General features: G+C 42.3%; 19 protein-coding genes. 2 read left to right on the top strand and 17 right to left on the bottom strand.

Going from position 1 to position 20,418, the window contains the following annotated elements; all coding sequences use genetic code 11:
* Positions 1-100 precede the first annotated feature (100 nt).
* From FHS10_RS22230 to FHS10_RS22150, 17 genes are all read right to left on the bottom strand, one after another.
* On the bottom strand, positions 101-1,189 hold the full coding sequence (locus FHS10_RS22230) for a pepsin/retropepsin-like aspartic protease family protein (protein WP_259095168.1): 1,089 nt from the start codon (positions 1,187-1,189) through the stop codon (positions 101-103).
* A gap of 150 nt (positions 1,190-1,339) precedes the next feature.
* A complete protein-coding gene (locus tag FHS10_RS22225; protein WP_259095166.1) occupies positions 1,340-1,960 on the bottom strand; it encodes a tetratricopeptide repeat protein in 621 nt (206 codons plus the stop codon).
* Positions 1,948-3,135 carry a tetratricopeptide repeat protein gene (locus tag FHS10_RS22220; protein ID WP_259095163.1) on the bottom strand — a complete coding sequence of 396 codons (1,188 nt, stop codon included), beginning with the start codon at positions 3,133-3,135 and terminating at the stop codon, positions 1,948-1,950. Before FHS10_RS22220 ends, FHS10_RS22225 begins: the two co-directional genes overlap by 13 nt.
* A complete protein-coding gene (locus FHS10_RS22215; RefSeq protein ID WP_259095161.1) occupies positions 3,117-5,273 on the bottom strand; it encodes an urea transporter in 2,157 nt (718 codons plus the stop codon). The genes FHS10_RS22220 and FHS10_RS22215 overlap by 19 nt, the downstream gene beginning before the upstream one ends.
* On the bottom strand, positions 5,270-6,625 hold the full coding sequence (locus FHS10_RS22210) for a type III PLP-dependent enzyme domain-containing protein (RefSeq protein WP_259095147.1): 1,356 nt from the start codon (positions 6,623-6,625) through the stop codon (positions 5,270-5,272). Before FHS10_RS22210 ends, FHS10_RS22215 begins: the two co-directional genes overlap by 4 nt.
* 10 nt (positions 6,626-6,635) lie before the next feature.
* Complete coding sequence (locus FHS10_RS22205; protein WP_259095145.1) at positions 6,636-7,688, bottom strand: ATP-grasp domain-containing protein; 1,053 nt, start codon at positions 7,686-7,688, stop codon at positions 6,636-6,638.
* Complete coding sequence (locus FHS10_RS22200; protein WP_259095140.1) at positions 7,688-7,936, bottom strand: PqqD family protein; 249 nt, start codon at positions 7,934-7,936, stop codon at positions 7,688-7,690. The genes FHS10_RS22205 and FHS10_RS22200 overlap by 1 nt, the downstream gene beginning before the upstream one ends.
* 92 nt (positions 7,937-8,028) lie before the next feature.
* On the bottom strand, positions 8,029-8,406 hold the full coding sequence (locus FHS10_RS22195; RefSeq protein WP_259095137.1) for a response regulator: 378 nt from the start codon (positions 8,404-8,406) through the stop codon (positions 8,029-8,031).
* 205 nt (positions 8,407-8,611) lie between these two features.
* Entirely contained in the window at positions 8,612-9,307 is a 696-nt protein-coding gene (locus FHS10_RS22190) for a LytR/AlgR family response regulator transcription factor (protein ID WP_259095128.1), read from the bottom strand.
* A gap of 90 nt (positions 9,308-9,397) precedes the next feature.
* Positions 9,398-10,576 (bottom strand): sensor histidine kinase, encoded by a 1,179-nt coding sequence (locus FHS10_RS22185; protein ID WP_259095118.1) that lies wholly within the window; start codon positions 10,574-10,576, stop codon positions 9,398-9,400.
* Positions 10,577-11,180: 604 nt separating this feature from the next.
* A complete protein-coding gene (locus FHS10_RS22180; RefSeq protein WP_259095114.1) occupies positions 11,181-11,642 on the bottom strand; it encodes a nuclear transport factor 2 family protein in 462 nt (153 codons plus the stop codon).
* 59 nt (positions 11,643-11,701) lie between these two features.
* Positions 11,702-12,460, bottom strand: a complete 759-nt coding sequence (locus FHS10_RS22175; RefSeq protein ID WP_259095110.1) for a 6-phosphogluconolactonase — start codon at positions 12,458-12,460, stop codon at positions 11,702-11,704.
* Positions 12,460-12,726, bottom strand: a complete 267-nt coding sequence (locus FHS10_RS22170; protein ID WP_259095102.1) for an HPr family phosphocarrier protein — start codon at positions 12,724-12,726, stop codon at positions 12,460-12,462. The genes FHS10_RS22175 and FHS10_RS22170 overlap by 1 nt, the downstream gene beginning before the upstream one ends.
* Positions 12,723-14,438, bottom strand: a complete 1,716-nt coding sequence (gene ptsP / locus FHS10_RS22165; protein WP_259095100.1) for a phosphoenolpyruvate--protein phosphotransferase — start codon at positions 14,436-14,438, stop codon at positions 12,723-12,725. Before ptsP ends, FHS10_RS22170 begins: the two co-directional genes overlap by 4 nt.
* The gene (locus FHS10_RS22160; RefSeq protein WP_259095094.1) at positions 14,435-16,027 is read right to left on the bottom strand and encodes a PTS system mannose/fructose/sorbose family transporter subunit IID; all 1,593 of its coding nucleotides are present in this window, start codon (positions 16,025-16,027) and stop codon (positions 14,435-14,437) included. The genes ptsP and FHS10_RS22160 overlap by 4 nt, the downstream gene beginning before the upstream one ends.
* Positions 16,028-16,038: 11 nt before the next feature.
* Entirely contained in the window at positions 16,039-16,509 is a 471-nt protein-coding gene (locus tag FHS10_RS22155; RefSeq protein WP_259095067.1) for a PTS sugar transporter subunit IIB, read from the bottom strand.
* The gene (locus tag FHS10_RS22150) at positions 16,502-16,924 is read right to left on the bottom strand and encodes a PTS sugar transporter subunit IIA (protein WP_259095066.1); all 423 of its coding nucleotides are present in this window, start codon (positions 16,922-16,924) and stop codon (positions 16,502-16,504) included. The genes FHS10_RS22155 and FHS10_RS22150 overlap by 8 nt, the downstream gene beginning before the upstream one ends.
* Positions 16,925-17,339: 415 nt before the next feature.
* Between FHS10_RS22150 and FHS10_RS22145 the strand changes: the two genes are divergently transcribed.
* A complete protein-coding gene (locus FHS10_RS22145; RefSeq protein WP_259095056.1) occupies positions 17,340-19,169 on the top strand; it encodes a glycoside hydrolase family 9 protein in 1,830 nt (609 codons plus the stop codon).
* A gap of 15 nt (positions 19,170-19,184) precedes the next feature.
* Positions 19,185-20,312, top strand: coding sequence for a redoxin family protein (locus FHS10_RS22140; protein ID WP_259095054.1), 1,128 nt, complete (start codon positions 19,185-19,187; stop codon positions 20,310-20,312).
* Positions 20,313-20,418 lie beyond the last annotated feature (106 nt).

Below are 20,418 nucleotides of genomic sequence, written 5' to 3'. Positions count from 1 at the left end.
TGGTTGCCCGGGTTTGTTATTTAAAATTAATTCGGGTGTGGTGTTGATGGTGTTTTGTGTCGACGAATGGGGGTTTAAAATCGATGAATGAATTTATCGATTAATTATTCTTCAAACCAATCTGGTGATTGGTATAATCTGTCAGGTATTCGTTTTTGATAAAAAAATCCAAAGCTAAAATTGTACGGTAATCCTGTGTATTGCTGGGGTTTTGAACTTCGGTAAGGTTGCCTGTATTTGACGTTACATAAGTATAGGTAAAACCTTTAGTTGTTGTTAAGGTTACGGTGGTATTTGATGGAAGCTTCCCTACAGAGGCCAGCCTGTTTTCGATAACTGTTACAGATGGTGTACCTGTATCAAAAAGGAATTGGGCCGAAATTGTAGTGCCACCATAGGTTATCGTACCAGGTATGTTGGGCGAGTAACCATATAAAACTGTTGGTGTTAAGGGATGCATAATGAACCCTGCCGACGAAAGATCATCACTTGTTAAACCAACTGTGAGCAAACCTGCAACATAGGTTGGTGTGGTTAAAAAGCTGGCAGTTGGCAATGTAGCCAGCTTAAAGCCATTGGTAAGACCGGTGCCATATGTGAAAAAACGTAAAGGGCTTGATATGGCTGTGATAGTACTACTTAAACCCGGTCCTACACCAAAAACATCAGCTGAGTGAGCAGCTAACTGATTCTTTTTGCTGTCAATAATTTTATAATATAGAAAAAAAGGAACGCGCTTTAATTCGATACTGCCAAGTGAGTTACCCACAGTAACATTGGTGTATGCAAGATTGCCGTATTCTTTGGTGATACCGGTAGCATCGCCGTAGCTGATTGAATCCTTTTTTGATGTAATAGTAATGCCGTTTACAACAACCGAATCAGTAGTAAATACAAAGCCCGATGAGGTGATCATTGACGCGGGAATAATGCCATTGGCGTCCATGGTCATACCCGGTGATCCGGTGTCAAATATACTCCCGTAGTTTACGGTTTGCGTACCTATTTTTGTGATGGCTATAAGCACCCTTTTGTTAACATCGCTTGCATATTCATATAAACCCAGGGTTGTAGGGGTTGCATTTGCAGCAATAGGGGAAGTTTTATCTTTTTTGCAGGAAGCGGAAACTATCATCAGCAACAGACAGCCTGCCATTTGTACTTTAAAAAGTATATGTTTTATTTTCATATATAGCTTTATATACGGTTATAACTTTAATTGGGTTGGGTATTTAATAAATTGTGTCAAAATATATTATTTGTCCAATTAAAGGTAAAAATCAACGTGCTAAATTAAAGCAGGAATCGATAAACAGGGTTATTAAACCGATAAACATTTTTAATTGCAACGGTTTAACCCGTCTGTACTGGAAGCATCTGATGGTTTTATTACTAACGCTTTTTCAAAAAAGACTTTAGCGTCTGCTTTTTTTCCCGCCATTAAATTACTCCATCCCAGCATGTGGTTACCATCGTAATCAAATGGGTAAAGGGTAACTAAAACTTTAAAACATTTAATTGCCGCATCATATTGTTTGCGGTTATAATAAATTATACCTGCCCAGTAGTTTGCCTGCGTATTTTGCGGATCAATTTTCAAGATAGCCAGGTATTGTTCAATTACCCTATCCCAGCTTTGTAAAAATGAAAGCGGTTTAACATAGCCAAATTTGGCCTCGATAGACATTGGCTTTAAACTGATGGCTTTTTGATAATAGGACTGTGATGCGGTATAGTTTTTACTGAGATAATGCAGCCATCCCAAACGGATGTTGATTTCGTAATTGTTATCGTTTAGATAAGGGTATATATCATTAATTGCGGCAACATAGTTTTTGTTTTGCTCATCAGAGTAGCTATTGCGAAACGCTTTTTGCAGCGCCACGCCGGTTTGCGCCCGCAAGCCTATTGCCAGAAAAAATAAAAATGCTGTTATAAACGTCTTTTTTAAAATTTCCATGTTATACCTAACGTAACAGAATTTTGATTATAATTTATATCCCGATAAATGTCGGTTTTCTTTTCATAAAGATAGTTTAACCTCAACAGCGCGTGTTTGCTTACCTGGTAAAACAAGGTTTCGCCGGCTTTGAACTTAGTTGGGTCAATGGAGTTATAAACATACAAACCATCATTATCAAGGTAGTCATCCTCGTTACCGAAGGTTGCCGCTGTTTCGATCCATGTATTGTTTAATAGTTTAAACCCTATTGCCTGGTTGTAAATAAAGCTCTTAACTCCGCTTAAATCCAATACCGAAGCCCTGCTTGTTGTGTAAAAGTTAAGGTTGCCCAGTGGATAAAAATCCAATTTGGCATCATATTGTTTTAATGCTTTACCAATTAAATTGCCCCAGTTAATGTCTCCCTGCAAATTAACATATTGTCCGGTATATGTTATGCCAAGCAACCCTAAATTACTATAGTCTGTTTTGCCTCTAAAAGTTGTGTAAATGTAATGGTAGGATCCAATTGCACTCAACTTATCGTTAATTGTAAATTGCAGCCTGGCAAAGTATTCTTTTTGTTTATCTGTTTTACCGAATAAAAATTTATCACCATATCTATCCCTGTAAAACTCCCTGAATATTTTTTGGTCAAAGGAAATATATGACTGATCTAACTGAAACCGCCACCACAGCCTGGTGCTGATTCCGGCCCTTTCAAAAAAGCCGTTATCGCGTTCATTATTATTAGGTAGCTTAATACCACTTTCAACATCTGCCGTTACTAATCCAAACGGTGAAAGTTTTATAGAATGTAAGGTTTCTTTATCTAAATAGCCGGCCTGATAGGAGGCACCCGCGTTGTTATTTAAATAGTTGTTGCAGTAATATTGATAAAGCCGCGCTGTAGAGTTAGCGGGCTCTTTATTTAAAACAAAGTCAAATTGATTTATGGCCGCTTTATAATTGCCGGTCACCATATAGGCATAACCTATTTTAAAATGCAAGGCCGGGAAATCAGAGGTATCTGCCATGGGCTTATTTCCCCAGGTGATCAACTGTTTCCAGTCGCCGGCGTTATAAAGTTCTTCGGCAATGCTATCGGTCAGGATACGGTTATTCTCCTGCGCTTTGGCGGTCAGGAAAATAAATGGCAAAGCCAGCAATATGATTAGTTTTCTGTACTCCATGTTGCTTCAGTATGTTCGCCGTTTATAGTAATATTAAAGCTTTGCAGGCTACCATGATCTATATAGACCGAGGCCTCTGTTGTTTGTGTTTGCTTTTTGCCGATGATGGTATATTGTTTTGATATGATACTTAAACCGTTTTTTTTAGTTAAAACATTACCCCTGTAACTGATATCCATAAACCTGTAAAACGGAGCTATGATATCCTGCAACCAAAGAAGGGCTTTACTATGAGTTAAATGCAAGGGCAGATTATCATTAATCACCAGATCCTCTGCATCATTAAAAATAACTTTATAGGCTGCAAGATAAAATTTATACAGCAATGATTGCTTATCGCCATAAAAACTGGTAAAATAAAACATCGAACCGTTATTGATAAAATAAGCAGCAGCGCCTGTTGTTTTGCAATAAATATACAATTGCCCCAATGGATCTTTAAAAACCTCCCAGTACTGGCCTAAACTATTGCTATCAACAAGTTTGGCGGTATAGCCTGGTTGCAGGTCGAACGCTTTTTTTAACGGACTATTTACCTCGGCATTGCTTATCAACAAACCATCGGCTGGTATAGCATAGCTTTCTAACAGATTTTTACCATTGATCTTGTTAAAGTAACCAGCAAACGGATAACGTAAAGTTTTGGATCCGATATAAGGTGTAACCTGCAATTGAAAATGCAAATGTGGTTCTGGTGAACGACCGGAATTGCCACACTGAGCTAACAGGTCGCCCTGTTTCACTAATTCGCCCGGTTTTACTTTGATAGAGTTTTTTTTGAGGTGCGATACTTTAGAGTATAAGCCATTTAAGTGTTTTATTACGATGGTATTACCCCAGTTTTCCTTGAGGTTTTGTTTACCAATGGCGTTATCCTCTACGTGGCTAACAACCGCTTCTACAATACCATCCGCGCAGGCCAGTACAGGTTTATTAAAGCAGTAAAAATGCTCGGGTAAAGTGCCGGGGTATTGATAAGTATTTTGCTCGTCATCGGTTATCACAAAATCTAAGGCTTGCCCCCAGTCGCCTTTGTGGGTAATGTTGCCATCATAGCCTTGCGAAACCGTCCAATAGCCCATAAAAGGAAGGTTTAGGCGGATATATTTTAAATCGTTTAAACGTTGCTCCTGGTTTAAATACTGGTACAGGTTTCTTTCGGGCGAGTAATGCTGGATATGTGCTAATTGAAGCTTGCCAGTCCACTTGCGTTGCAACAACAGGCAAAGCATACCAATGTTTACAATGCAAAATGGCAATGAAAATATAGGCAGCGCGTGTACGCTCATAAAACCGGTGAGGCCATTAATGGTTATAAAGCCCAGCGGAATACTTAGCACAGCCAACAGATAGGAGCGCAGGGAGGGGATAGTAAAAAAGCTCCCGATAGCGACTGCGGCCATCATTAAGTTTGCACCCAGGTGATAGTAGCTGATGCCTTCGGGATAAGTGTGGGTAACGCTATTTAAAGCACAGGCCGTAATGAAACTGATAATTAACAAGCTAAACGCAATACGCGAGTGGATAAGCATGCCGATGCTGATTAAAATACCGGCGATGACACTGTGCAAAAAAAGAACGGCGCTTAAAGCGCGGAAGAACAAGCCAACCAGGTTAGGTAATGCTAAGGCCAGTGATGCTTCAATGCCGGCAATATTGCCGGTACCTGTATAAATTTCCTCTAAAAGGTAGCTGCTTTTTTGTTGCAGCCCGGTATTAAAAATACTATTTGCCGCCGATAAAACTATCCAAAAAAGCAGGATGAATGGCAGTGAAAGCATAGGGAGTTTTGATTTTGCAAGGTGATTTGAAATGATGACAGAGGTAAAAGTCACCATAACACAAGCTGTAATCAGCCAAATCACAAATAGGAAATTTACATGGTAAAAAGCACCAAACGCTATCCCCAGTAATAAGCTGTTAAAACTGTAGATACCCAATTGCAGGTTATCGCCATGAAACTTTAGCAGATGGCACACCAGCAAAGAAAGGATAACACAACTAAGCCCAGCCACACCAGAAATTGGATTGAAAAAAGAAACCAGCAGCAAAATGATCCCTAATACCCGGTTCTGTGAAAAAAACAGCACCGAATAGGAATTAACGATAGATTTTATAAAGGCTGATACTTGCTTCACTTATTGGCTTTTAAATGAATAGGTATAAATTCAGGCTCCTCGATATAACCCAATGTTTCGTTTGACCGGATGAGGTGGGGGCGCTGTTGCTCATCTATCAAAACTACGGCCGGCCTTAAGGTAATGAACTGCATCCATTGGGTCATGTTGTAAGCGCCAACCTTGTGCACTACTACCTGGTCGCCGGGATTAAGTAACGGGAGATTAATGCCTTCGCGAATCACATCGATATTCATGCAAAGCGGACCGTAAATTACCATATTTTCGTTATGGGGCATAAAATCCTGCGCGGGGCTAACCTGATGGTCATACCAAAAGGAGGTGAACAGGACGTTTACTCCAAAATCGACAATAAGCGCCCTTTTGCCCGTGCTTAAACGCTTATTTGCTATTATGGTACCCAGCAGGTAACCTGCATCGTCAATTAAAACGCGACCGCTTTCGAGGATGAGCATAGGCAGATCTTCGTTGGCAAAGCCAAAATTAAGCAGGGTAGAGGTAATAACCTCCGCAAAATCGTCAACCGATGGGACAGTATCCTGCCCGGGCAAATAAGCGCCTTTCAGCGTATTGGTTGACGGAAAACCACCGCCCATGTCAATATATTCAATTTTATGGTTCAGTTGGGTTTGGCAGTTCATAGCCAAATCACAAAGTTTGTTGGCGGCAATACCGTAGGCATCGGTAGTAAGCATATATGTACCAATATGGCAATGCAAACCGGCTAAATGTAATTTTCCCGAGTCGATAACCTTACTGAGAGCAGTCCAGGCCTCGCCGTTTTCGTAATTAAAACCAAAACGATCCCAAAGTGGGTATACACCGGTATCCATGTTTACACGGATAGCAACGCGCGGCTTACCGGTAAGCTCCTGGCTTAGGATAAGTAGCTGGTTTAGTTCTTCAAAATGATCTATATGGATAAGCGAGTCATTTTTGATGGCCGTTTTTAGTTCATCATTTGATTTGCCCGGGCCATTGAATATGATCTTATTACCGGGTACACCGTTGCCTACGGCTTTCTCATACTCAAAGCCCGATACTACCTCGGCCCAGCTGCCTTCCTGGTGAAATACCTGGCAAACAGCATTCAGGTAATTTGTTTTATAGCTCCAGGCAAACTGCACTTTGGGGTAACGGGTGCTAAACGCCCTATAGGCCGAGCGGTAGTTTTTGCGAATCTGCTTTTCTGATAACACAAATACAGGCGAACCGTAATTTTCAATTAATGTTTTAACCAAAACCCCATCAATGCTTTTAACAGGTTGTACGCCACTACGGGTGCCAAATTTGTTCATGACACCGGCGTGCAGTTTTTTTATATAGGGTTTTTCGTACGGCAGCTTTTCCATTATGCTTCAGTTATAATTCGCCAAATACCGAGATCTGCTGAAAATCGGTTATGTCGGCAATATGGTCCCAGGAATAGCGTACAAATAATTTGCCTGCCTGGTAATCTTCAAAGGGCGCAACATCATTGCCCAACGCCATTTTTACAAGTGCAGCCGGCTGGTTTTGCCCTGCTGCTGTTGTTAAGTAAATCCAGGCCGGGAAACGGGGGTTGATCTCTAAAATATATAAATGCCCCTTATCATTACTCATAATCTCCATTTCGTAGCCGCCTTTCCAGGCGGTTGTAATCGCGAATTTATTAGCCAGTTCAATTAGTTTATCATCTTTTATGGTAACGCCCGCCCAGGCTTTACCTTTTTCGGTGATGTAAAGCTTGCGCATGGCTACTACGCTAATATTATTGCCTCTGCCATCGCCAAGAGCAGCTATGTTGATTTCGGTGCCTTTAATGTACTGTTGCGCAATTACAGGAATACCCCAGCTTGCGTTAAGCTGGTGAAATGCTTTAAGCGCCTGGTCCATTGTATAAACGATATGTGCATCATAAAATTTCCCCTTAATCATCATCGGGAAATTGAATTCATCTACAGCTTTCCGCAGGTCATCAGCGTGGTATAGCTTTTGATCTGCAGGTACGTAGAAGCCGTTCTTTTCGCCAAACTCCTTTAAATGAACCTTATCCCGAAGACTTAGTTGCTGATGGCCCGGCAAAAAGGTTGTAATGCCCATAACCTGCAACTGCGGCGCTATTTTGATAAAATTAAACAACTCCGAATCAAAATTGGGGATCAACAGGTCAAGGTTTTCCTGCTGATGGATGTAAGCAAGACGATCGAGCAAAGCGGTTGTACCCTCTGTTGGGTAAGGTACCTGGTAGGTTTTGTTTACCTGGTCGCGCATGTAAATCCCCGGCTCCAATGATTCATATGACAAGCCAATTATTCTTAAACTATCTCCAAAACTTTCCTTTAAAGAACGGATCACTGCCATCCCCGGGCCTGGATTGTCATTGGCATTAAGCCCGGTAATGGCAATACATAAATTAGCGTATCTGTTGGCCATTATGCGTCAATTTCAAGCAGGTTGGCTTCCTTTAACTGCAACATCCAGTCTTCCCAGTCGCGGTTTAACTGATCGGCTTTAACATCATAGCGGTCAAGAATATCCTGTTTTATTTCCTGTTCGGTTTTGCCGCTTTTCATGGCCAGCAGCAAGGTTGCCGCTATGGCATTACCAGAAAAGGAATCGCCTGTGGCGGGATTAAAAATAAACCCGTTTTCGCTGGTGGCTATGTTACTTTTGATCTTCATTTAACTGTTTGCAGGTACCGTTAATAATAAAGGTTAAACTTAATTGGTTTATGCGGCTTTTACAAAACTGATGTTTTTTAATAATGCCTTAATTATGATGCCATTAAATATTCCATGCGTGATGCTAGCAATTCCATATCCAATGGTTTTACAAAAAGAGCGTCGCATTTGTAAGATTCTTCCAATCCTTTTTTTGTTTTGAAGGAGGTTACCACAATAATGGGTACCTCACGCAACTGGGCATCATCTTTAAAATCCTGACATACCAAAGCGCAGTCCACATCAAGCAGCAGGTAATCTAAAATGATCAGATCGGGATTTATCACCTTTGCTTTATCGTAAATGGCGTTAGGGTCATAGGTTAAATGAACGTCAAAATCGCCGTAATACATAATATCATCAATTACAGATAACATTCTACTGTTCTTATCCAAAATCAGGATCTTTTTTTTGCTGCTAAGGGGCTTCATTTGTTTAAAATTAGAGTCAAGAATTAAGAGTCAAGAATCAAGACAGAAGAAAAACTTCTTTGTGGGCATTTTTCAGCTTCATGCAAAAGTCTTGATTCTTGACTCTTGATTCTTTTCACTAATCTAAAGTTGGGCTAATTCCTTCAGGCATAAAACAATGTGTCGTTCAATACCTTGAATGTGCCGATGAACCGGCATTGAAGCATTATTTTGCCCAGTCTTTTATAAAATCGGCGTAGTTGGTACCCACAGGAAGCTCAATATTGCGCAGCTTCACCTTACGGTTGTATATCGATCTGATCTGTGCCCTGGATACCACAAAACTCCTGTGTATGCGGATAAACTGGCCCGCCGGGATCTTTTCTATCATGCTTTTTAATGACATCAGCGTAAGTACCGGTTTTTCGGCGCTTAACAGGTGTATTTTGATATAATCCTGCATGCTTTCAATATATTCAATATCCCGAATTCCTATCTTGATCACCCGGTATTCCGAGTGTACGTAGATGTGCTCGTCCTCGGCAGTATGGTCGGCATGTTTAAATTGGTACTGGTCAATTGCTTTATGCACAGCAGCGCCAAAGCGGGTGCTGTTAATGGGCTTCAGCAAATAATCCACAGCTTCCAGCTCAAAGCCCTCAAATGCAAATTTTTTATAGGCTGTGGTGAATATGATCATGGGCTTTTCGTCGAGCGAGCGTACCAGGTCTACCCCGGTAATATCTGGCATATTTATATCCAGGAAAAGCACATCTACCTTGTTTCTTTTTAAGTACTCGGCACCAGATATCGCGTCTTCAAAGGTGTTCACCATTTTAAGTGATGGATAATCTGATACATATTTTTTGATGATCTCCAGCGCCAGCGGTTCATCATCAATGGCTACACATTTTAACTGCATCTTGATGTTATTTAAATAAACAGAAATACCATGCAAGGCTAAGCTTGCACTCAACAATTAGTAAGGTTGTATCATTTAGCTTCGAATAGTTTAAATATCAATCTCTAACTCCACCCTAAACGTTGAATTATCCTGGGTGATGGTGAGCCGGTGTTTACCGGGATAGATGTGCTGGAGCCGTCGGCGTGTATTGCTGATGCCGATGCCCTTGCGGCCGCTTGCAGGGCGGTTGTCGAATATGGTATTTTCGCAGGCGAACAAAATTTTTCCGGGTGAAACATTGAGGGTTATGCCAATGGCCGAAGCCTCGTGTTTGCTCACCCCATATTTAAAAACGTTTTCAATAAAGGTCATTAACACCAGGGGAGGTACTTTTTGATGATTGATTTCGCCGGTAACATCAAAATCGAGCGTGGTTTTTTTACCCAGGCGAAGCTTTTGCAGGTCGATGTAATCATTGATACAATCAACCTCACTTTGCAGCAATACCAAATCTTCTGTAACCTCGTCGGTTACATAGCGCATGATGTTAGATAGCTTCATGATACTCTCTGACGTATGCTCACTGTCTGTAACCGATAGCGCGTAGATGTTATTGAGTGTGTTGAACAGGAAATGCGGGTTGATCTGCGCTTTGAGGAATGACAGTTCGGCATGCGCCTTTTCGGCTTCGGCCCTGATCACCATTTGCTCTGTAAGCTGCCATTTTTGCACAGTACTCATGGCAATGCCTAAACCTATCACAATAATAAAAATGAACAGGCCCACCATATCTATATTGCCCGATTGATGTATAAAGATCACCTGGTTGGATGGCTTTTTTAAGCTGGGGTCCTGCATCCGCAGGTCTTCATGAGGCAGCGGCCCGAAGGGTAGGTTTTTAGGGCCTACTGAACCACTATCTGCATTGGGTATCAACTGCGGCCCTATAGGCACAACAGTGGTTTGTTTCTCCTTAAGCAGGTTGTGCAGCAGTAAATTATCAAAAGGCTGCAAAAAGTACACACAGCCCGATAGCAGCAGCACAATAAGCCCGTATGCAAAATAGTTTTTTTTGAAAACAAACCTTGGCACCAGGAACCAGGCGTTAAAGTAAAACATGAAAATATAGGTGAGACAAAACAGCCAGTAGTATGGCGATTGAATAATAGTATACGTACTGCTGCTGCTTTGCTGTGTACGGTTCATAAATAACAGCGGGAAACCAAAAAATACCAACCAGCCTGCAGCGTGAATGAAAATATTGGTGGCTTTTTTGGAAACGATCATCTGGTAAAAAAATTTATTAAATATAGCAGTACGTCGCTAAATAAGACATCATCTTAAAATAATTACGTTTTCACTATAAAGGTGCCTGTTGTTATTTACCTGGTTTATAAATAAGCGCCCTGTTTTGCTGCAGGGCGCTTCAACCTTATGAAAAAAACAGAACATGGTGAACAGGATATGTCCCGATAGCCTGACCACTGGTTCAAAGGTGAGTAATAGGATTCTGTCAGACAATCGTTTATCGGTGAACCGAGGTTTTGTATAGATGAATTGGTAAATTGTGCTGATGTGAACATCAAACGGAACCTTGTTTTTATTGCATGGTCCCGGTTAAATGATCCGGGTGTCGAATGGACTTGTATTGGCCAACAACAGGCAAAATATTTGGATGCGCCTAAATTGCGCGATACATCAGTTTAGTGTTAACCATGCTAAAATGTAAAGTATTGATTATTAGGTATCTATATGGTGTTTTATCTGAAATGTGTTAAGTTATGTTAACCTTGGTTAGATACGTTTGCCCTGATGGCACAAGGAATAAAGCCTGCTGCAACTGTGCTAAATGTATTTTGAATGAAAGTATAGAATACTTTTTAAGACTTGATTACTCTTTGAGCGCGCTGTCCCAATGCTCGGCTATTTTGTTGTTTTCTATTCGCAACATATCAAACCAGGTTGTGGTATACCTTTTACCGGGAACTTTGGGGTCTGGATGCTCTACTTTAAAACTCAGTACAACCAGGTCCCCTTCGGCAACTATCGAAATCAGGTTTTCTTTAACCGTTGCGCTAACTGCCTTAGGTTTAGCAAACTTTGAGAAGAAGTTTATAAATCCCTGCCTGCCGGTTGGTACATTGGGGTTATGTTGAATATAAGTTGGTAACAGGTATTTTGAAGCCAGATCAAGGTGGCCGCCTTCCAGTACTTCACGCCAAAAATCATATACCAGTTTTTTATTTTTGGCCAGTTTAGGATCTTTGCTATACAACATCGCTTTTTGATCCTGGCTAAAAGAGTTAAAAGCGAACAGCAATATAAAACTAAATGCTAAACCGGTTTTTTTCATGATTTTAATAATAGGTAATTAAAGATACAGGTTTTTATTGAGCACGTAGTTGGTGTGTACTAAAAATTAAATCCCCTTGCCTTAGCTTGTTCATAAATCAAAGCACCTGCATCTGCATCCAAAAGAATTTCGCAATTAGGATGAAGTTGCACCACCGATGCAGGGATATCGGTACTAACCGGCCCTAAAATGGCTTGTTCAATAATGTTGGCTTTGTGTGCCCCCTTGGCTATCAGGATAAGTTTACGGGTGTGCATAATGTTTTTGATGCCACGGGTTAGTCCGCCCAAAACAACATCATCCTGTACCTGTGTTTCGCGGCGTACACGGGCCTCAAAATCCGGATCCATTGGCGATACCCACGTTTCGCTTTCCAATGGCGTACCGGGCTGGTTAATGCCTATATGGCCATTGCTGCCTATGCCAAGCATCTGCAAATCGGCTCCGCCGCGTTGGGCCAGGCGTTGTTCAAACAACACACTTTCGGCCTCAAAATCGTCGCTCATGGTAGGGGGCATAATAAAGTTTTCATCAGGTATGCCCAACGGACCAGCTATCTGGTTCAATATCATGGTATAGCAGCTACCCGAATACTCGCGGGGCAGGTTGGTTAATTCATCTACATTAAAAAGCGTAATGCGCGACACGTCAAATGGGTATTGGCTATAAATATCAGATACAATGCGGTGCATGTCCATGGTGGTTTGCCCGGTTGACAGGCCAATAACTGATGTTGGTTTTTCAAGCATCTGACCTATGATACGCCACGCGGCTGTTTCGTTAAATTCGCGCTCGTTTTTGGTGATCGTGATCTTCATTATAAGTGTTTTAGTTCGTCGTGAAAAAAAATGTCGATGGCTACCAAAGCGCCTACCTCGTCCTCGCCGTCGACAATAATGGTAATGGTATCGCCCCCTTTGGCTGCAAGCGAAAGAATGTTGAGCAGGCTGTTAATCTTAACCGTGCGCTCACCTTTTTTCATGCTGATGGTGGCCTTAAATCTTTTGGTGAGTTTTACCAATGCGGTAGCCGGGCGGGCGTGGATGCCATCGGCCGCCGTAATAATATAATTTTTGCTGATCATGTTGTTATCTCCTTTAAATAAGCGGCGATAAGTGTGGAGTTATCCATAGCCATTACCTGCCGGTAAATTTGATGAGCTAAATTCATATGGTTATTAATGATGATGTTTTTGATATGTGGGATAGACGTCGCGCTCATAGAAAATTCTGTCAATCCCATACCCATAAGCAACAGCGTGGCGTTGGGATCTGATGCCAGTTCGCCGCACATGCCTACTTCAATATTGTTTTTATGGGCTTGTTTAATCACGTTATCTATCAGCCGGAGTACGCCGGGATTGTAAGGATCATACAGGTGACTTATTTTTTCGTTCATCCTATCTACAGCCAGGGTATACTGGCAAAGATCATTGGTGCCGATGCTGAAAAAATCAACTTCTTTGGCCAGCAAATCGGCAGTAACAGCAGCTGATGGAATCTCTATCATGATACCTGTTTCAATAGCCCGGTCAAAACTGATCCCGGTATTACTTAATTCATCAATAGCCTGATTTAAAATAACTTTAGCCGCACGGATTTCCTGCACATTGGCAATCATCGGGAACATGATCTTCAGTTTGCCAAAAGCGCTGGCCCGTAAAATGGCGCGTAACTGGCTACTGAAAAGTTCCGGTCTGTCCAGGCAGATCCGGATGGCACGGTAACCTAAAAAAGGGTTCTGCTCGGCAGGGATATTGAAATAGGGCAGTTGTTTATCGCCACCGATGTCGAGTGTGCGTATTACAACTGGTTTTCCTTTCGCCTTTAGAGCTACCGCTTTGTAAAATTCAAATTGCTGGTCTTCGGTAGGCAGGGAGTCACGGTTCATAAACAATAGCTCGGTACGTAGCAGGCCGCTGCCTTCGGCACCAAAATCATGAGCCTGTTCCATTTCATTTGCATTGGCAATGTTAGCAAACAGTTGTATAGTTGTTCCATCGGTGGTAACAGTCGGTTTGTCTTTTTGCGATTTTAGCAATGCGGTTTCCACAAGCCAGCTCTCTCTTTTTAACCGGTATCCAAAAATAGTTTCCTTATCGGGATTAATCAGAATATCGCCCGTTTGCCCATCAAGGATCAATAGATCGCCGTTTTTGATTTTGTTTAATGATACACCACATCCCACAATAGCAGGAATGCCTCTTGATTTGGCAACAATAGCGGCATGTGATGTTTTGCCACCCATTTGCGTAGCAAAACCGGCCACGTTTTTAATATCCAGGCTGATAGTATCAGAGGGACTCAAATCTTCGGCAATGATAATGGTATCTGGTGAATAGGTTTGAGCCGATGATTTACCGGAGGCGTTTAAATTGCTAAGAATGCGCCTGCCGATATCGTGCACGTCTGCAGCGCGGGCCTGCATATATTCGTCGTCCATGCCCGCAAACATGGCTACGGCGGCGGCAATTACTTCTATGACAGCGTCGTTTACGTTTTTCTTTTCTGCCGATATTTTTTCGGTTACATCTTCTTTGATCTGCGGATCGCTTAATAGCTCAATGTGGGCTTCTAATATTTCCAGGCCCTCGTTACCGTTCGCTTCATCGTAGCTATCAATCAGGATATTTACTTCGATGAGTGCTTTATTTACGGCGGTATCAAATTTTTCAACTTCAATATCAATCAGCGAATCATCGGCTAATAAAACACCTGTTAAAGCATTAGCCTGCTTTTGCAGTATAAACGCTTTGCCAATGGCTATGCCAGTAGATACACCTATGCCGTTTATCATACAAACAAATGAATTATGCTACCCACAAAACCAAGTGTTAGCAAGCCCAATAATAACACGGTGGTTTTAACTTGTTTTTTTACAAAATAATATACCAAAAAGGTAAGCCCGAGCGGGATCATGGCAGGTACTACCTGATCTAAAATGGCCTGTACCTGTACGGCCGACGCGGCGCTGCCCATGCTGAGCGGGGTTTTAATATTCATAAGGGTGGCGGGCATGGCACCTACCACCATCAGTCCCAAAATGGCAGCACCGGCGGTAAGCCTGTCCATTACGTTATTTTGCGCCAGGTTTTGCAGAAATTTTGTGCCGGCGTTATAACCAATAAAAGTGAGGTTATAACGCAGCAGGAGGTGTGGCACGTTAAATATCAACAGGAACAGTATTGGCCCTAATATATTACCCTTAATAGCCAATGAGGTACCAACACCCGCGGCTATTACTTTAAACGTACCCCAAAAAAGGGAATCGAACACACCGGCCAACGGCCCCATCAAACCTAATTTTACCGAACTGATGGAATCCTCTTCAAAATCGTTGTCGGCTGCATTTTGCTCTTCCATAGCGGCAGTAATACCAATGATAAGCGTAGAGCCGTACGGACTGGTGTTAAACAATTGTAAATGCCTTTTTAAGGCCGATGCCATGGCTTCTTTGGTGTGGTATAGTTTTTTCAGCACCGGTATCATGGCAAAGGCAAAGCCTGTATTTTGCCAGGTTTCAAAGTTGAAGTTGGCCTCCAACGTTAACGATCGAAAAAACAATGCCCGTAATGTTCCTTTACTTAGTTTGTGTTGATTGTCTGCGGGTAAGGCTTCAACCGGGACATCGTCAAAATCGAAATCAGCATTAGATACAGCGGCAGGTTTAGGTGCGACTTGAGTAACTATCAATGCGATGATTACACCGAGCCCCCCAATGGCTATAATAGGCAGCTTCAAAAAAGCTGCCAGGATAAACCCGAGAAAAAAATAAGGGGCTACTTTTTTATTGAACATCAGGTTCATTAACAGCGCGAAACCCAGCGCCGGTAGCATGTTGCCTGCCACCTGTAAACCTGATTGTACCCATGTTGGGATCAAATCTAAAAATGATTTGATGGCTGTTGAACCAGCCTCTAAGGAGATAAAAACAATAATGCCCATCAGTACCGGCTTTAATAAGCCCGATAGGATATGTAACCGTTGGATACGTTTGTAATTGCCCTCTTCGGCGTATTGGTTGAATTTTTTGTTGAATACGGCACGGAAAACGAACAGACCACTGATCACTAATTCGGCCAAAATAGATATGGGTATTGCCAGCGCCAGTGCTATGGCCGGGCCTTTGTGCGATAATATGGCAAAGGCGGTACCCAGCACGCCCCCGGTGATAATATCGGGAGGTATGGCGGCACCCACTTTAATGTTGCCCATAAATATCAGCTCAAGTGTGGCACCAATTATTACACCCTGACTTACATCGCCCAAAACCAAACCCACCAGCGGACCCAATACCAAAGGACGGCTGAGCAGCGTAGTGCCCAGGAAATCTTCAAAATGCCCAAATACGGCTATCAGCGTAAGCAATAAAAATGTTAGCAGCACTTTGCAATAGTTTAAATTAAGGTTTCAATCAATACTTTTTTATCGGTAGGCACCTGTCTCACTTCAAGCTCAAGCCCTTTAGCCAACATCTCTTTAATAACAATAATATCATTATTAGTAAGGGCTATTGCTTTAGCTATCGGTTTCGATCCTTCCTGGGTGCGGATACCGCCAAAATTTATAGATGTTATTTCGCTCACTGTATCTGCCATTACGGCCGCGTCTTTTACCGAGCTCACGATCAGCAGGATCTTCATTTGTTGCGCTCTTGGGTCGTTTATAAACGTAGCAGCATCGGCCAGCGTTTTAATGATCAATCTTGCCGATGTTGGTTTGGCCAAACCTAAGGTCATTTTCATAAACTCATCTTTAGCAACCTTATCATTGGCAACCAACAGGCAATCGGCGCTGATGGCTGGGGTCCAGGTAAAGGCAACCTGTCCGTGAACCAGCCTGTCGTCTATCCGGGTAAGCTTAATCATTGTCGAAATCGTGTTGTTGTTGAATTTCTATCAGCTTATTCACGTAGGCCATTTGTTCCTTGGCGTTTATGATGGCGCTTGCTATTACCTCATCAACCGGGGTATCAGCATCGGCCAGGATGATCTCGATAAGCAGCGGCAGATTAAAACCAGATACCAGGTGTACATTTGGTCTGAGCGCTTCCCTGATCATAATATTGTTTACGCTGCCGCCCAACAAATCAGTAAAAATAATCAGTTCGTCATCGTCGGTAATCTGATCAAGCACAGGCATTAGTTCATCCTCAACCGAAATATTCTGATCTAAATAAGCCCCGATGAGGAATAGGTTTTCGGTTTCGCCAATAATAACATCGAGCGATGATCTTACGCCCTGCGCAAAGGCACCATGAGTGGCAATCAGAAACTTTCTCATACTTGTAATTTAGACCTTACCATATAATGATGAGTTTTAAATCCATCGTTATACTGGTAAGGATTTTGGGTTTATAATCCGTTACAAGTATGGTACAAAGTTGAACTAAATGAAATTTTACCCGCCCTACATTACCACTACTTAAAACTTAAAATACTTATTCAAAGCTGCTTAATGTAAATAAATGGCAGCTTTGCGCTACTACACAACAAAGTTTTAATGTAGAGGCCGACATCGGGATCTGCGCCGGTAATGATCCTGCTATAAGGAGTTATAACAAGCTGTGTAATATTTATATGGGTAGTGGTGATGTAGTGCTTTTAAAATAGCAGGGCAAAATTGTAATGATGATTTTTGATTCGAGGTTTATATTTAGGTATTTTAACAAAGAACAGGTATTAATTCCTCCAGGTATATGATTAACAAAACTTTCGGGCTTTTATTCATGGCGGTGATGCTGCTTCACGGTATCGCCATTGCCCAAAACATCAAAATAGTAACCAACCAGGTTGGCTACGAGGATACACAGGCAAAAAAGGCAGTCATAGTTACCGATAAACAGTACGCTATCAGCTCATTTACATTGCTAAACGAGGCTGATAAAATTGTTTATACTGGCAAGGCTGTTTACAGCGGTAAAGTGAACGGCTGGAAAGGGCGGGAGTTTTATACCCTTGATTTTAGCGGGTTTAATACCGATGGTACTTATAAAATTCAGTTAGATGTGCAGGGTAAAAAGATCAGTTCATACCCGTTTAAAATTGGTAAAAATGTGTTGGAGCAAGCTACTATGAGCGATGTGGTTTATTACTTTAAAGGCCAGCGTAGTGCCGGCGAAATTGACAAGGCCGATCATCATTTGCTATTAGCCGGCCTTACTAAAGACACCATTGATGCCCATGGCGGCTGGTATGACGCCACCGGCGATTATGGTAAACACCTGTCGCACTTATCTTTTTCATTGTATTTTAATCCGCAGCAAATTTCGCTGGTAGTTTGGAGTTTGTTTAAAACCAACGAATTGCTCAATAAAAAAACGGTTACCGATTTCAGGCAGATTAACCGCCGGGTATTGGATGAGGCCATTTACGGTGCCGATTATTTGGTAAGGATGCAAGCTAAAAATGGCTCCTTTTATCGCTCGGTATCGGCTCCAGGGCCGGGTAAGCTGGCTAAAGATAGGGTGATCCGTGCCGAGGATGCTTCTTATCGTATCAAACAAACTAAAGATCAAACCCTTAAAAACGACGCACAAAACAGCGATTGGCATCGCTACCAGGCAAGTTATCGCTCTGGCGGCGGTATTGCTATAGCAGCGCTTGCAATGGCTTCAATCGCAAAAGTAAGTGGTGATTTTACCAACGCTCAATATCTTCAGGCAGCTGAAAATGCCTTCAAATTCCTGGAAGCGAATAATAAGCTCATGACCTTTGATGGCAAAGAAAATATTCTGGATGATTATTGTGCTTTGAGTGCTGCCACCGAGTTGTATAAGGCCACTAAAAAGGCCGAATATTTAACCGTGGCTACCAAACGTGCCAATAACTTGTTGAGCAGGTTATCGTCCTGGAACAATTACAAAAATTATTGGCGGGCCGATAGTACCGATAGGCCATTTTTTCATCCATCTGATGCCGGTTTGCCGGTTACCAGTCTTGTTTATTATTATCCTTATGCCGATGCTGAGATGCAAGTAGCCATTAAGCAAGCCATTAAAAGTTCATTAGAGTTTGAATTGAAGGTAACACATGAGATAAACAACCCATTTGGCTACAGCCGCCAACTGGTACAGGATACTTTGGGTAAAAGGCGTACTTCATTCTTCTTCCCGCAGGGTAGCGATGCTTCGCCATGGTGGCAGGGCGAAAACGCCCGCCTGTCATCAATGGCTACAGCCGCACGCTTAGCGGCCGGTTTATTTACAGATGATAAACCTTTTCATGACCAACTGGAAATTTTTGCTATTGATCAACTCAACTGGGTTTTGGGTTTAAATCCTTTTGATGCCAGTATGTTGCAAGGCACAGGGCATAATAATCCGGCCTATGGTTTCTTTGGCACATTTGAGTATACCAATGCGCCAGGCGGTATTGTAAATGGTGTTACATCTGGCCTGAATGACGAGAACGATATCGACTTTAACCTCTCATACGCACAGATACATAAAGATTACGATTGGCGCTGGGCCGAGCAGTGGTTACCCCACACTGCATGGTACCTGTTGGCCGTTGCCCTGCATGAATAATAAAACCGGAATACTATGAAACTTACCCTGAAAATCTTTTTATTGTTTTGCCTGCTAAGTATAAATTATCCGGTATCGGCACAAGTAAACCGTACAACGCTTGCCATTGGAAGTGCGGCACCCGATTTTCGCTTGGGTGGTATCGATGGCAAAACCTATACGCTTCAATCTTTTAAAGATGCCAAAGTGCTGGCCATTGTATTTATCTGTAACCACTGCCCAACATCGCAGGCTTATGAGGATAGGCTGGTAAAACTCACCGATGACTATGCAGCAAAAGGTGTAAAAGTAGTAGCCATTGATCCCAATAACCCGGCATCGTTGCGCTTAGATGAATTGGGGTACAGTGATGTAGGTGATTCTTTTGAGGATATGAAGATCCGTGCCAAAGACCGGCACTTTAATTTTCCATACTTGTACGATGGCGAAACGGAAGTTACATCTACCCAATACGGCCCGGTGGCTACGCCGCATATCTTCATTTTTGACAAGGACAGAAAGTTGCGTTATAACGGCCGGATAGACGATATGGAAAATCCTGCTAAAACGCCAAAATCATTGGATGCACGTAATGCGATAGATGCCTTGCTGACAGGTAAAGAAGTCGCGGTGCCGGTTACTAAAACCTTTGGCTGCTCCATTAAATGGGCCGAAAAACAAGACTGGATAAAAAAGGCCGCCATTACCTGGGCAAATGAACCGGTGAAGCTGGATACTATCGATGCTGCGGGCATTGCTGATCTCATTAAAAATAAAACGGATAAACTGCGACTCATCAATCTATGGGCTACCTGGTGCGGGCCTTGCGTGGCAGAGTTTCCAGACCTGGTTACCGTTATGCATTTATACCGGGATCGTGGTTTGGAATTTGTAAGCATCAGTGCCGATGACCCTGCACGTAAAGATAAAGCGCTCAGCTTTCTCAAAAGCAAGCAGGCATCCGGCCCCAACTACCTGTACACCGGCGATGACAAATACAAAATGATCGAGGCCGTTGATCCCAAATGGGATGGTGCATTACCCTACACCATGCTGGTTGATCCGGATGGTAAAGTAGTTTACCGCCACCAGGGCGCTATTGATATAGAGGAATTGAAAAAAGTGGTCTTTGATGATGCTACGATGGGTAGGATATATAAATAGTTGCGTCTCATAGGAGGCCGTATCATAATTCAAATGATGCGGCCTCTATGTTTGCAACGTATTGGCTCCATGTTTATCTGTTTTCGTTGAATTTCTCAGCAAGGAG

Source organism: Mucilaginibacter dorajii, assembly GCF_024808255.1.
Classification (GTDB): Bacteria; Bacteroidota; Bacteroidia; order Sphingobacteriales; family Sphingobacteriaceae; genus Mucilaginibacter; species Mucilaginibacter dorajii.
The sequence above is the reverse complement of the archived record's forward strand: the minus strand, read 5'-3'. Positions and strand labels throughout refer to the sequence as shown.

Bases quoted from the DNA above. Each gene is read 5' to 3' on its own strand.
- FHS10_RS22195 (WP_259095137.1), bottom strand. From the start codon at position 8,406: ATGAAGCCCCTTAGCAGCAAAAAAAAGATCCTGATTTTGGATAAGAAC.
- FHS10_RS22145 (WP_259095056.1), top strand. From the start codon at position 17,340: ATGATTAACAAAACTTTCGGGCTTTTATTCATGGCGGTGATGCTGCTT.
- FHS10_RS22170 (WP_259095102.1), bottom strand. From the start codon at position 12,726: ATGATCAGCAAAAATTATATTATTACGGCGGCCGATGGCATCCACGCC.
- FHS10_RS22220 (WP_259095163.1), bottom strand. From the start codon at position 3,135: ATGGAGTACAGAAAACTAATCATATTGCTGGCTTTGCCATTTATTTTC.
- FHS10_RS22140 (WP_259095054.1), top strand. From the start codon at position 19,185: ATGAAACTTACCCTGAAAATCTTTTTATTGTTTTGCCTGCTAAGTATA.
- FHS10_RS22155 (WP_259095067.1), bottom strand. From the start codon at position 16,509: ATGATTAAGCTTACCCGGATAGACGACAGGCTGGTTCACGGACAGGTT.
- FHS10_RS22200 (WP_259095140.1), bottom strand. From the start codon at position 7,936: ATGAAGATCAAAAGTAACATAGCCACCAGCGAAAACGGGTTTATTTTT.
- FHS10_RS22210 (WP_259095147.1), bottom strand. From the start codon at position 6,625: ATGGAAAAGCTGCCGTACGAAAAACCCTATATAAAAAAACTGCACGCC.
- ptsP (WP_259095100.1), bottom strand. From the start codon at position 14,438: ATGATAAACGGCATAGGTGTATCTACTGGCATAGCCATTGGCAAAGCG.
- FHS10_RS22225 (WP_259095166.1), bottom strand. From the start codon at position 1,960: ATGGAAATTTTAAAAAAGACGTTTATAACAGCATTTTTATTTTTTCTG.
- FHS10_RS22175 (WP_259095110.1), bottom strand. From the start codon at position 12,460: ATGAAGATCACGATCACCAAAAACGAGCGCGAATTTAACGAAACAGCC.
- FHS10_RS22185 (WP_259095118.1), bottom strand. From the start codon at position 10,576: ATGATCGTTTCCAAAAAAGCCACCAATATTTTCATTCACGCTGCAGGC.
- FHS10_RS22150 (WP_259095066.1), bottom strand. From the start codon at position 16,924: ATGAGAAAGTTTCTGATTGCCACTCATGGTGCCTTTGCGCAGGGCGTA.
- FHS10_RS22205 (WP_259095145.1), bottom strand. From the start codon at position 7,688: ATGGCCAACAGATACGCTAATTTATGTATTGCCATTACCGGGCTTAAT.
- FHS10_RS22190 (WP_259095128.1), bottom strand. From the start codon at position 9,307: ATGCAGTTAAAATGTGTAGCCATTGATGATGAACCGCTGGCGCTGGAG.
- FHS10_RS22230 (WP_259095168.1), bottom strand. From the start codon at position 1,189: ATGAAAATAAAACATATACTTTTTAAAGTACAAATGGCAGGCTGTCTG.
- FHS10_RS22180 (WP_259095114.1), bottom strand. From the start codon at position 11,642: ATGAAAAAAACCGGTTTAGCATTTAGTTTTATATTGCTGTTCGCTTTT.